The organism is Flavobacterium sp. HTF, assembly GCF_003105115.1.
In the GTDB taxonomy this organism is placed as follows: domain Bacteria; phylum Bacteroidota; class Bacteroidia; order Flavobacteriales; family Flavobacteriaceae; genus Flavobacterium.
On sequence record NZ_QETH01000011.1, the window covers coordinates 41,791 to 56,249 of the forward strand.

The following is a 14,459-nucleotide window of genomic DNA, read 5'->3' on the forward strand; positions in this document are numbered from 1 at the left end:
AACAAAATCAGCACTTTAACCTGCATTTTTACATTTTACTGTAACTTCTAAATGTTAAAATTTAAAAAATTATAACGTTTGAGTAGTACTTACCTTCTCTTCAACTGTATTATATTCAGAACCCGACCTAAAAACAATTCGTAATGAATTCAAATTCTGAAATAAAAAGCCTTTTACAAAAGTTTGTTTTGAACCAATGTACACCTGAAGAAACAAACGAAGTAATTGCGTATTACAAAAAAAATAAGCTGACGGAAGATTTTCCTTCTGTAGAAGATATTCAAAACCTTCTGACCGAAATGCCAAAAATGAGTCAGCAAAAAGCTGATGATATTTTCTTAAACATCATGCAGGCATCCAAGGAAAATGAAACAACAATTACGATTTCTCCTGAAAAATCAAATTTCAGAACATACATCTCGATTGCGGCTTCTATATTAATCTTGTTAGGAGTTGGATTTACCGCTTACAAACAGAATTTTTTTAATAAACCAGCTGAAACCAAATTTGATATTAAAAGTACCGATATCGTTTTGCAGTTAGAAAACGGAAATGTTCAGATTATTTCTGAAGATCATTCTGTTCAGGTAAGAGATTCTAAAGGAAATATCGTTGGAAATCAAAACGGAAATAAACTGGTTTACGAAACTGATTCGGACACGGAAAAAATATCTTACAACACCCTTAAAATTCCGTACGGTAAAAAATTTGAACTGCAATTGTCTGATGGTACGCTTGTTCATCTGAATGCAGGAACGACTTTAAAATATCCTGTAAAATTTATTGCGGGAGAAAACAGACAGGTTTTTCTGGACGGAGAAGCTTTTTTTGATGTAGCCAAAGACAAAAAACATCCGTTTATCGTAAACGCTGACAATCTGAATGTCCGTGTTTTAGGAACTCATTTTAACGTTTCCAATTATCCTGAAGATGCTTCTACTGATGTTGTTTTGGTTGAAGGTTCGATTGGAATGTACAATAGAAATGAAGATTTTGACCTTACTAAAAATACCATCCTGAAACCAGGCTTTAAAGGAAGTTTTCAAAAAGCAAATAGCCAGATTTCTACAAAACCTGTTCTTACAGATATTTATACTTCCTGGATAAATGGCGGTCTTACTTTTAGAAACATGACTTTCAAAAACATTATTACGAAACTGGAAAGACGTTATAATGTGACAATTATAAACAAAAACGAAAAACTCGCAAACGAAAAATTCAATGCAAGTTTTAAAGAAGAATCCATAGAAAATGTGATGAGTTATTTTAATGACATTCATGGCATTAACTACACCATAAAAAACAATCAAATACTAATTAAATAACCACTAAAAATGAAAAAATATGAGAATAGAAAAGTACTAAAATAAAAAAATCGGAAAGAGCTGCGAACAATTTCCGATTAACTAAGTGATTGAATATAACGAATTAACTACAATCAATTAACAAAATTATGAAAAAAAAATCTAAGAATAATGGGTTTCTGTACTCATTGTTCCAAAATGACCTAAAATTGAAATTAACTACTCTCCTTATTTTGGTCGCCATGTTTAATATTCGCGGGAATACTTATGCCCAAAAGACAAAAGTAACCTTAGAATTAAACAATTCAACAGTCGAAAAGGCTATTGAGACCATTGAACAAAAAACGGACTTCAGGTTTATTTACAAACTGAATGACATCGACCTGGATCGAACGATTTCTATTTCTGTAAAAGACCAGTCAATACTTGTTGTTTTAGATAAACTTTTTAAAGGGACACCAACTGAATTTAAAATAAGAGATACTCAGATCATCCTGAAAAAACCGGAACTCAAAACTGAGTTAATCCTATTTGAAAAACAAACGGTTTCCGGTATAATCACCGACGAAAATGGTTTGCCATTGCCCGGGGCTTCTGTTCTTGAAGAAGGAACAAAAAACGGAATGGTAACAGATTTTGACGGAAAATATAAGATAACTGTTGAAAGCAGTGCTTCTGTAATTATTGTCTCTTTTGTTGGTTACAAAGAGAAAAAAGTAGTAGCTAATCAAAAAGTTATAAATATCCAGCTTATGCCTGATGCTACAGACTTACAGGAAATTGTAGTTGTAGGATACGGTTCGACTATTAAAAAAGATGTTACGGGAGCTGTTTCTTCAATTGCTGCAAAAGACATGAATCAGGGTGCTATCGTGAACCCTTTGCAATTGATTGCAGGAAAGGCAGCGGGTGTAAACATTACTCAAATCGGTAGTGAACCGGGTTCAGGACCAAGTATTCGTATTAGGGGAATTGGTTCTTTGATTGGAGGAAATGACCCACTGGTTGTTGTAGATGGTATCCAGGGAAATATGGATTTATTAAATCAGGTGCCGCCAAGTGAGATAGAAAGTATCGATCTTTTAAAAGATGCTTCTGCTACTGCTGTTTACGGTTCCAGAGGAGCGCCGGGTGTACTTATTGTGACGACGAAGAAAAATAAGGCCGGAAAAACTACCATGGAATATATTGGTTCAACGTCATTAGATTTCATTCCGAAAAAACTGGATATGTTAAATGCTGATGAATGGTGGAAAACAGCTCAGACTTTAGGAACACCAGCTTCATCAAATCATGGTTCAGATACAGACTGGTATGGTCTTTTGACTCAGACCGGAATAACACAAACACATACTTTGTCGTTTGGTGGAGGAACAGATAAATTTAGTTACAGAGCCTCTTTAACAGCTATTTTACAAGAAGGGGTTGTCATTAACTCAAATAATAAAAAATACATTGGCCGTGTTCAGGCAACTCAAACAGCTCTTAATGATAAATTAAAACTGACTTTTAATCTAACTAATGGTATTATTAATGGGAATAATAGCATTGGAGACATCGGAACAGCTGCTTATATGTCTAATTTGATTACAAATGCTTATTTAATGAGGCCAACGGATCCTGTTTATAATCCGGATGGAAGTTATTTTACAGATCCTAATGTATTTCAATATTTAAATCCGTATGCAGCTGCACAAACAGTTACGCATGAAAAACAGGAAGATAATTTATTTGGAAGCCTAAAGGCGGATCTTGATCTGGCTAAAGGATTAACGGCGAGCTGGTTTGGAAGCTGGAGAAAAACGAATGAAATGGTTGGTTATTATCTTCCTGCTGCGTCAACAAATGCCTATGCAATTGATCAGAAAGGATATGCAAACATTAGAAATAAAAAACAAAATGAAAGATTGACTAATGCCAGTCTTAACTATAAAGCAACGTTCGGGATTCACAACATAAATGCACTGGCATTATACGAATGGCAAAACCAAACCTATCAGGGAAATTATGCACAGGCAAAAGGCTTTATAAGTGATAAGACGACTTATAATTCAATGCAGCTTGGTGATTTGTCAAAAGTATCGCCGGGGGATATGGAATCTTATAAAAATGACAGGACATTAGTATCTTTTTTAGGACGCGTAAATTATTCTTTGCTTAACCGATATTTATTTACAGGAAGTTTCAGACGTGATGGATCATCAGTATTTGGAGCCAATAACAAATGGGGTGATTTTCCTTCTGCTTCTGTAGCATGGCAAATCAACAAGGAGTCCTTTATGAATCAAAATTTGTTTAATGAACTGAAATTACGTGCAGGATATGGTGTTACCGGAAATCAACAAGGCCTTTTGCCTCAAAATTCTATTGCATTAGTTGGTAAACTGGGACTAACTTATTTTGGAGGTCAGCAAATTACGAATTACGGTCCAAAACAAAATGCCAATCCTGATTTGAGATGGGAAACCAAAAAACAAACCAATATCGGTCTTGACTTTGCACTTTTAGACAATCGATTAAGAGGAACGGTAGATGTGTATGATGCAAAAACAGATGATTTATTATTAGATTATACACTATCACAACAGGGAAATGATTACAATTACATAAAAGCTAATGTTGGAAGTATTTCGAATAAAGGACTGGAAGTTTCTTTGGCGTATGATGTGATCCGAACAGAAAACAGTACACTTACTTTAGGCGGGAATGTTTCATTTATGAAAAATGAAGTCCTTAATCTAAACGGAAGCTTTAATGGACAGGAACTAACTACAGCTTACGTAGGCTGGGGAACTGCAAACTCTTACCTCGTAAAAGGAAAACCGGTAGGTGCATTTTATATTCTACAATCTACAGGTGTAGACGTCAACGGAGCAGAAACAGTATTGGATCGTGACGGAAGCGGAGGCCCAATCAACCAAAATGCAGATAGCCCGGACCGTTATTACGCAGGTTCAGCCTTACCAACTTATACTTTTGCCTTTAATCCAAGCTACAGATACAAAAACTTTGATGTTTCTATGCTATGGAGAGGTTCGGGAGGAAATAAAATTTACAACGCACTGGGGCAAAGATTAAGTATGCTGGAGAACGTTGGTAAATCAAATGTTTTGGCAAGCGCTGTTGATAAAGGAATTGTTACTTCTACATACGGTTCTGATGCATGGTTAGAAGATGGTTCTTTCATCCGTTTAGACAATGTTACAGCTGGTTATAATTTCCGCTTTACGGATAAATATATTGATTCTATCCGACTTTCGCTTACAGGAAATAATTTACTACTGATTACTGACTATTCCGGTATGGATCCGGAACTGAATATTAGCGGAAGTGGTAATCCTGCTGACAACTTTGGTGGTGACAAAGGAATTTATCCACGTACCAGAAGTATTGCATTTGGTTTAAGTGTAAAATTTAAATAGTTAAGAAATGAAAATCAAAAATATATTGTTGGCAGGAAGTGTATGTTTCCTTGCCTTGTTTAGCTGCACCGATATTAGTGAAAATATATATGACCAATATCCTGCAGATGAATTTTATGCCACTCCCGAAGGAACCAATAGTCTGCTTGCAGGTATTTATGCCCAGATTCCCGGAGAATTTACAAGAGATGGTTATGCTGGTGTTGGTTATGCCGGAGCAGATAATGGCTGGTATGACATGAACTGCATGTCGTCTGATGAGCAGGTTATACCTCACAGAAATGATGGTAACTGGCAACAGGATTTTGCCCGTTTCCACAAACACGGCTGGCTGCCAACCGAAGGTATTATCAATAATACATGGAACTGGTTATACAGATGTATTTTCAAAGCCAATTTATCAATACAATTACTGGAAAAAGCAAATGCAGATGCTTCAAAAATTGCAGAAGCTAAAGTATTGCGCTCTTTTTTCTACTACTTATTAATTGATGATTTTGGAGATGTTCCTTTTTTTACAGACAATAATACTCCTTCAGATCAAATTCCACAGGCAAGTCGAAAAGAAGTATATAATTTTATTGTAAAAGAATTAAAAGAAAATGCAGAATTACTTTCTAACACCAAAGGTGGAGAATATTACGGAAGATTCAACAAATGGGCTGCTTATACCTTACTGGCAAAAGTTTATCTGAATGCTGAAGTTTACACCGGTGAAGCAAAATGGACTGAGTGTCTGGCAGCATGTAATAAAGTAAGCGAAGGAGGATTTACACTTCATTCTGGTGCTGCTGATGCTGGCAGCCCTCTTGGAAATAAGTACTATGAGTTATTCGGAGATGTTTCTCCTCAGGATGAGACTATTTTGTCTATTTATGCTACTGTAGATGTTTTATCGCGTAATGTTTATGCTGTAAGAAGTTTATATGGCCCTCATGGTATTACAGCTCTTCCATATAATGGCTGGAATGGTACTATTGTTCCTAAAGGGTTTTACCTGAAATATGCTGATAACGATATTCGTAAAAAACAGTTTTTAGCAGGAGAACAACCCGGAGGTATCAATTATACTTTAGATGTAGCCTCGATAGATCTTCCCGGAGCAGATCCGCAAGCCGGAGTTCGTAATATTAAATTTTACCCGGCCGGTGCTAATACCGGAGGAGGAGCTTCTAATGATTTTCCAATTTACAGATATGCAGATGTAGTTTTAATGATGGCTGAATGTAATGTACGTTTAGGAAATTCAGGCGCTGCGAAATCCTTTATTGATTCAATCAGATTACGTGCAGGTTTAGACGCATTAGGTGCAAATCCAACTCTTGATGATATATACAACGAAAGAGGATTTGAACTGAACTGGGAAGGACACAGAAGACAGGACATGATTCGTTTTAACAAATTCTTACTGGCAAACGAATTCAGAACTGAATCGGCTTCTTTCAGAAAATTATTTCCGATCCCAACAGCAGCCTTAAATGCTAACAAAGCACTAAAACAAAATCCGGGTTATCCACAATAAAAAGTATTATGAAAAAGTATATAAATAAATTATTCGTATTAGGTAGTTTACTTTTTTTAGGGACATCCTGTGAAACGGAAAATGCCGAAGCAACGACCTTAAAAACAGTAACTTTTCCAGCCAATGTTGAAGTTTCTGCAAGCACATTAGTATTAACAGAAGATACACAAGATGATTCTGTAATACTGTTTTCATGGCCGGCAGTTAAATTTCCTGTGGGAGCACCCGTTAATTATACCCTACAGATTGATGTTATCGCTGACATTACAGGTCCTACAGCCTGGCAAAAATCTAAGAGAGTTGAAGTTGGTGAAGATGTTTTAAGCAAAGCTCTACTAGGAAAGGATTTAAATAAAATAGCTGTAGACTTAGGTCTTTTGCCTAATTTAGCCGGGAAATTAGTTGTTCGTGTAGAAGCGTCTTTAGACCATAAAGTTTACTCAAACCCTATTACTCTTAACATAACTCCGTATGAAAGAAGTGTTGTTTTTGGTGATATATTTATGCCGGGTAGCTATCAGGGCTGGAGTATAGAAACTGCCGCTGCCTTAACTGCTATACAAAAAGGAGTTTATCAGGGTTACATGACAGTTCCGGCTGGTCAGGGATTAGGATTTAAACTTAATAAAGAAAGAAACTGGGCACAATTCTATGGAGCCGGAGCAACAAACTCTGATTTAAAGGACATGAGCGATACTGATTTTGGACTTCCTGGAGAAGGTTCTTACCAAATCAAAGTAAACTTAAATACCTTAAAATGGACCGCTACACCGTATGCATGGGGAATTGTAGGACCGGCATCTGCAACAGCAGATCAAACAGCAGGAGATGCCAACTACGGCTGGAATCATTCTGTGCCAATGTCATATGATCATCAGGCCAAAACATGGAAAATTACCACTAATTTATTAGCAGGTGCTTTAAAATTCAGGCTGAATGATAATTGGACAGTCAATTACGGACCCGCAGATCCTTCAACCAATACGATCAATCTTGATAATGGAGGTGCTTATACTATTGGTGAAGCAGGAACATATGAAGTAACTTTTACTATAAACGAAGTAGATCCGGCAACAACAGGTTATCCTGCTACTGCAACTTGTACTATCGTTAAAAAATAATCTAACATAGAAATATAGCTAGATTAGTTTGAGTGATACCTGCCTTTTTTGAGCGAAAGGCAGGCTATCTAAAACTCCTGGCTTATCAACCAAATTCAATACATATGAAATCAAATATAAATATCGTCTATACTTTAATACTTGCATTGGCATTTGTTTCGTGTAGTTCTTCGGATAATGATTCAACTCAGCCTTCTCCATATCAACAATATGGGGCTCCTTTCGACAAAATGCCAAATAAGGAAGATGCCATTATTTACCAGGTAAATATTCGCGCCTTTAGTCAGGCCGGAAATTTAAAAGGAGTTCAGGACAGGCTTACTCAAATTCAGGAACTGGGGGCAAATGTTGTTTATTTAATGCCAATTTATCCAGTCGGAAAAGTAAAAGCTTCGGGTGAATTAGGTTCTCCGTATGCGGTTCAGGATTATAAGGCTGTAAACCCTGATTTTGGAACCTTACAGGATCTGCAGGTTTTGGTAGAAGAAGCACACAAAAAAAATATGGCTGTAGTTCTCGACTGGGTTGCCAACCATACTGCCTGGGATAATGCCTGGATTACCCAGCATCCGGACTGGTATCAAAAAAATGAAAAAGGGGAAATTATTATTCCGCCGGGAACCAACTATAATGATGTTGCACAATTGGATTTTAATAATGCTGAAATGAAAAATGCTATGATTGACGCTATGTCCTACTGGGTATATACAGCAAACATAGATGGTTTCAGATGTGATTATGCCGATTTCGTAGGACCGGGTTTCTGGACTGATGCTATTACAAAATTAAGAAGCATTAAAAAAACTCAAAAGATATTAATGTTGGCTGAAGGTTCTAAAGTAAGTCATTTTGTTGCTGGTTTTGACTATACATTTGGATTCAATTTTTTTAGTTCTCTGGAAAAAGTTTTCAAAGAAAATCTGTCTGCAACGACTTTGCAAAGTTCAAACGCTACTGAATATGCAAATAATTATAATACTGAAAACAAAGTAGTAAGATATACAACCAATCACGACGTAAACCTAACAGACGGAACGCCACTGGAACTTTTTGGAGGAAAAAAAGGATCTGTTGCCGCTTTTGTTGTAGCTGCCTATTTAAAATCTGTTCCTATGATTTATAACGGACAGGAAATTGGCTATGCACAAAGACTTAATTATTTCTCAAGAACTCCTATTGACTGGTCAACTGCAGATAATGAAATGCTGGCAGAATACAAAAAGATAATTGCTTTTAGAAATTCAAGTAATGCCATTAAAAAAGGAACTTTTACCGGATACAGCAGTGATGCGGTAAGCGCTTTTACAATGGAAAAAGATACCGAAAAAGTACTTGTCCTTTCAAACCTGACCAGTTCTTCAATAAAATATCTTGCTTCACCTGCCATAAAAGGAACATGGAAAGATGCTTTTACGGGAGCATCGGTAACTGTTGGCACCGAAATAAGCCTTTTGCCTTTTCAATATTTAATATTGAAAAATTAATACGTACGCAATTTTAATCAATTAGATTTGCAAAAAACTAAATAAAATGAATTTTCAATCCAAAAAAGCATTGCTTAGAATTTCTTTAAGCAAAATCCTTCTGTGTCTTTTTCTACTTGCAAACTCCTTATGGGTAAGAGCGCAGGAGATTACTTCACCAGACAAAAACCTTTCTTTAAAATTTGAATTAAAAGAAGGCGGAATTCCGTCTTACCAGTTATCATATAAACAAAAGCCAGTTATTAAACCAAGTTCTTTGGGCTTAGAACTGCAAAATATGCCTTCGTTTTTGGATGGTTTTACCGTTACAAATACAGCACAATCCTCAGTTGATGAAAATTGGAATCCGGTTTTAGGTGAAGAAAAAACAATTCGCAATAATTACAATGAATTAGTTGTCACTTTAGCGCAGGCAAAAAACAACAACAGATATATTCGCATCCGTTTTCGTTTATTCAATGACGGACTAGGTTTCAGATATGAATTTCCAAAGCAAAATGATTTAAATTATTTTGTAATTAAAGAAGAGCGCACTGAATTTCAATTGGCCGGAAATCATAAAATTTTCTGGATTCCGGGAGATTATGACACTAATGAATATGCGTATACAACTTCTAAAATTTCTGAAGTTCCTTCGTTGATGAAAAAAGCAACAATCGAAATCAATGCGCAGTGGCCAATAAAAGAATTGTCTGTACAAACTCCGTCAATGATGAAATCTGATGATGGTTTGTACATCAACATTCACGAAGCCGGTTTAATCAATTATCCTGCTATGTATCTTGAATTGGATGCTGCAAATAACAAAATGCGCAGTCATTTGGCACCAGATGCTGTAGGAAACAAAGGTTATATGCAGACCGATGCACAATCACCGTGGAGAACTATAGTAGTAAGCGATAAAGCGACGGATATTCTGGCTTCAAAATTAATTTTGAACCTTAACGAACCAACAAGTTATAAAGATGTTTCCTGGATTAAGCCGGTGAAATTTATCGGAATTTGGTGGGAATACTTTGTTGCGGGAAGAAGTACCTGGGCCTTCGGAAAAGAAAACAATGTAAAACTTACAGATGACTTTTCGAAATTAACGCCAAACGGAAAACACGGCGCTACTACAGAACGTGCTAAAGAATATATTGATTTTGCTTCTAAAAATGGTTTTGACGCCATTCTTATCGAAGGATGGAACATCGGTTGGGAAGACTGGATTGGCAACTGGAAAGAAGAAGTTTTTGATTACGTAACCGCTTACCCTGATTTTGATGTAAAAGCTGTTCATGAATATGCCGCTTCAAAAGGGGTAAAAATTATCATGCACCACGAAACTTCAGGATCGGCAACCAATTACGAGCGTCGTTTAGACCGTGCTTTTCAGTTTATGAATGACAATGGTTACGACGCTGTAAAAACAGGTTATGTGGGACAAATTATTCCACGTGGAGAACACCATGACGGACAATGGATGGTCAATCATTACATCAATGTTGCCAAACGTGCCGCCGATTATAAAATTATGATTGACAGCCACGAAGCTGTTCGCCCAACTGGATTGCACAGAACTTTTCCGAACTGGATTGCACAGGAATCTGCGCGTGGAACGGAGTTTGAATCTATGGGAGGTTTAGCTCCGGATCACACTACAATTCTGCCGTTTACCAGATTAATGGGAGGACCAATGGATTATACTCCGGGAATTTTCCAGACTGATCTTTCGTATTACGGAACCGGAAGTAAGCAACGTGTCAATACGACTTTGGTAAAACAATTGGCGTATTACGTAACCATGTACAGCCCGTTGCAAATGGCTGCTGATATTCCTGGGAATTATGAGCGTTTTCCAGATGCTTTTCAATTCATCAAAGATGTCGCGGTTGATTGGGATAACAGTTATGTTCTCGAAGCTGAACCGGGAGATTATATCACAATTGCCCGTAAAGCAAAAGGAAAAGATGCCTGGTATGTTGGTGGGATCACAGATGAAAATGCAAGAACAGCCAACATTACTTTCGATTATCTGCCAGCCGGAAAAAAATTCATCGCAACTATTTATGCCGATGCGAAAGAAGCTAACTGGAATGAAAAACCTCAAAAATATACGGTAACGAAAGTTGTTATAACCTCAAAAACAATTTTAAAACAGTATTTAGCTCCAGGAGGCGGTGTCGCTATCAGCATCAAAGAAGGCAATGCTTCAGAATTAAAAGGATTGAAAAAATTATAGATTACTAAATTTTTGCCACGAATTTCACGAATTCACGAATTAAGGTCACAGATTAAAATTTGTGCTAATTCGTGAAATTCGTGGCGAAAACTATTGTCCAAATTCAAGGGCAACAATTAAAAAACTTTACTATTTGAACACTATTAACCACAAAATGTTTGTCAAATTTAAAAACAATGCGAGTGAGAATGAATTTTAGTTAAGAATGCTGACAAGCATAAAAAACTACTATTATGAAAATCAATATTACCACCAGATTATTTCATATCACGAAAACACTAATTTGTTTTCTTTTATTATTTGCAAGTTCAGTTTATGCTCAGGATCCGCCACAGTACGGAACACCATTTGCAGGCGTGCCGGATACCCGGGATGTAAACATGTATCAGGTACATATCCGTCCGTTTAGTGCCAACGGAAACTTAGCCGGAGTAACCGCCCGACTCGATAATATAAAAGCACTTGGTACCAATGTAATTTATTTAATGCCAATTTATCCGCACGGAACCGATTCCCGTAGTTCTGCGTCGCCTTATTGTATCAAAGATTTTAAAGCGGTGGGATCAGAATATGGTTCACTTGCCGATTTGAGAACTTTAGTCGATGGCGCTCACAGCCGCGGAATGGCCGTTATTTTGGACATTGCCATCAATGGAACTTCATGGGACAATCCGTGGACAGTTTCACATCCGGAATATTACCTGCGAAGCGGAACTACCATTCAGCAATTAGGAAACTTCTCAGATATTGCAGCACTTGATCTTAATAGTTCAGCTACACGGAATGCAATAAAAGACGCTATGCGTTATTGGATTCTCGCTGCCAATGTTGACGGATACCGATGCGATTATGCTAATAATCCGACTATCGATTTCTGGACAGAAGTGATTTCAAATATCCGCGGAATTTCTTCTCATAAATTATTAATGTTAGCCGAAGGCGACAGACAAGCCAACTTCACCGCAGGATTCGATATGAATTTTGGTGACAGATGGTTTTGGAATGCCTTAAAAGATGTTGCTGCAGGCGGACCTGTTTCACAGCGTTTTCAGACTATTAATGATTACGAATATGTAAATGCAACAGGCTCTAATCAGGCTGTGAGATATACTGGAAATCATGACACTTATACCAACGATAATGGTGTGCAGAGACCTTTTGTAATCTTCAATAATCATAACGGAATTGTTGCGAACTTCCTTGTTTCGGCTTATATGAAAGGGGTTCCTTTCTTAATGAGCGGACAGGAAATAGATTACGAACCCAAAACCGACTGGCCGTGGACTGGTTTCAAATTCAACTGGTCCCAAAACCCTGCAGCAGCTGCAGATTTTGCTAAAATTCTAAATTTCAGAACCAGCAGCGCTGCTATCAGACGCGGAGATTTAACCATGTATGCCAATGACGATATTAGTATCTTCACTAAAACTTTGGGATCAGAGAAAGTAATCGTAATGTCTAATTTGCGAAACGCTTCTAAATCTTATGTTATTCCTGCGGCTTTGGCCGGAACTTATGTTAATCCATATAACAATAATGCTTCGGTAACCTTAACAACAGGTGCAACAAGAACATTTGCAGCTTATGAATATTTGGTTTTAACAAATGCTAATGTTCCGGTTGTCGCAGTTACAGGAATTTCTGTAAGCCCGACAGCGGCAACAGTTGGCTTGGGATCTACGCAGCAATTAAACGCTACAATAGCTCCCGCAAATGCAACTAATCAAAATGTTACCTGGACATCAGCCAATACCGCAGTTGCTACTGTAAATGCTTACGGACTGGTTACAGCTGTAAGCGCAGGAACCACAACGATAACAGTAAAAACAGCAGACGGAAACAAAACGGCTACTTCTGCAATAACTGTTGCCGCAATTCCTGTTGCTTCTGTTAGTGTATCGCCTACTTCAATGAGTTTATACGCCGGAAATACACAACAGCTTTCAGCAACCGTAGCACCGACAAATGCAACGAATAAAAACGTAACATGGTCATCAGGTAATACAGCTATTGCAACCGTAAATTCTTCTGGATTAGTTACAGCTGTTGCTGCAGGAACAACCATGATTACGGCTACGACCCAAGACGGAAACAAAACAGCATCTTCTGCAATTACGGTAAACCCTAATACCAATTTTACGGTATATTTCTACAAACCATCAAACTGGGGAACCGGAATCAAAATTTATTATTGGAGCGCCTTACCAACAGGCGTTTTAGCAAATGCAACATGGCCAGGTGTAAACATGACTAATGCAGGAAATGGCTGGTACAGTTACACGTTTACAAATGTAACATCGACCAACCTGATTTTTAATGACGGAACCAGCCAAACTGCAGATTTAAGCCGAAACAAAAATGGCTGGTATATGAATAATACCTGGTACGATTCAAATCCGGGGACTACTGGTGTTGCGGTTACAAGCGTGAGTCTGAGCCCTTCTTCAGTGTCGTTAAATGTTGGCGGAACACAACAGCTTACACCAACAGTTCTTCCCGCAAATGCCACTAATAAAACGGTAAGTTACAGTTCAGGCAATACTGCTGTAGCAACTGTAAATAATTCAGGTTTAATTACCGCTGTTGCGAATGGATCTGCAATAATAACAGTTACAACAGCAGACGGAAACAAAACCAACACTTGTACCGTAACCGTTTCAACAGCAACCGGAACCTATTACACCATCAAAAACAGATGGACGGGAGCTTATTTATCTGATGCAGGAACAAATGTTGGTTACGGAACTACAGCTTCAGGCAATAATTACAAATGGCAGAAAATTGCAATCGATGCAACCTATTTTGTACTTAAAAATGTAGCAACTGGTGAATTGATTAATATTGAAGGCCAAACCGGAACTGTTCAGTGTAATATTACTGATTCTACTTTCTGGAGTGCACAATGGTCTAGTGATTACATTGACGGAACCTGGACAAGAATCAGAAACAGATGGCAATCCGGAAATATCATTCACGTTGAAAACCAAACGGGTTCTGCACAATACGGAAATTCACAGGACGGTTGGTTTAGCGCACAATGGCAATTGGAAAGTACAACTGCTTCAAAAATGGCTTTGAATACAAAAGATGTTTCTAAAGAAGAATCTTCAGTATTAATTTATCCAAATCCTGCAACAGAAAGTACTTTCAATGTTGTTTTACCGGAATTACAAGCCGGTGATGCCGCAACAATAACAGTTTCTGATATGATGGGAAGAACAGCTTTAACCGAAAATCTTTCCTCTTCAGGTTCTGTAAACCATCATTTAGCTTCCGGAATCTATATTGTAACTATTAATTCGAAAGATCTTAATGTGACTAAAAAACTAATTATAAAATAATTGATTTTATTCTAAAAAAGTAAGCCCGAATGAGATTTTCA

The 14,459-nt window shown here is 37.4% G+C and carries 7 protein-coding genes; all 7 read left to right on the top strand.

Annotation, left to right across the window (positions count from 1 at the left end; all coding sequences use genetic code 11):
* Window positions 1-143 precede the first annotated feature (143 nt).
* Window positions 144-1,325 (top strand): FecR family protein, encoded by a 1,182-nt coding sequence (locus DCO46_RS05450; RefSeq protein WP_116751551.1) that lies wholly within the window; start codon window positions 144-146, stop codon window positions 1,323-1,325.
* Between the two features lie 188 nt (window positions 1,326-1,513).
* Entirely contained in the window at window positions 1,514-4,726 is a 3,213-nt protein-coding gene (locus DCO46_RS05455) for a TonB-dependent receptor (RefSeq protein WP_243416256.1), read from the top strand.
* Window positions 4,727-4,733: 7 nt separating this feature from the next.
* Entirely contained in the window at window positions 4,734-6,248 is a 1,515-nt protein-coding gene (locus DCO46_RS05460) for a RagB/SusD family nutrient uptake outer membrane protein (RefSeq protein WP_116751553.1), read from the top strand.
* A gap of 8 nt (window positions 6,249-6,256) precedes the next feature.
* On the top strand, window positions 6,257-7,369 hold the full coding sequence (locus DCO46_RS05465) for a SusE domain-containing protein (RefSeq protein ID WP_116751554.1): 1,113 nt from the start codon (window positions 6,257-6,259) through the stop codon (window positions 7,367-7,369).
* Window positions 7,370-7,473: 104 nt separating this feature from the next.
* Complete coding sequence (locus DCO46_RS05470; RefSeq protein ID WP_116751555.1) at window positions 7,474-8,853, top strand: alpha-amylase family glycosyl hydrolase; 1,380 nt, start codon at window positions 7,474-7,476, stop codon at window positions 8,851-8,853.
* A gap of 46 nt (window positions 8,854-8,899) precedes the next feature.
* Window positions 8,900-11,077 (top strand): glycoside hydrolase family 97 protein, encoded by a 2,178-nt coding sequence (locus tag DCO46_RS05475; RefSeq protein ID WP_116751556.1) that lies wholly within the window; start codon window positions 8,900-8,902, stop codon window positions 11,075-11,077.
* 233 nt (window positions 11,078-11,310) lie between these two features.
* Window positions 11,311-14,418, top strand: coding sequence for an Ig-like domain-containing protein (locus DCO46_RS05480; protein WP_116751557.1), 3,108 nt, complete (start codon window positions 11,311-11,313; stop codon window positions 14,416-14,418).
* The last annotated feature ends 41 nt before the right edge of the window (window positions 14,419-14,459 follow it).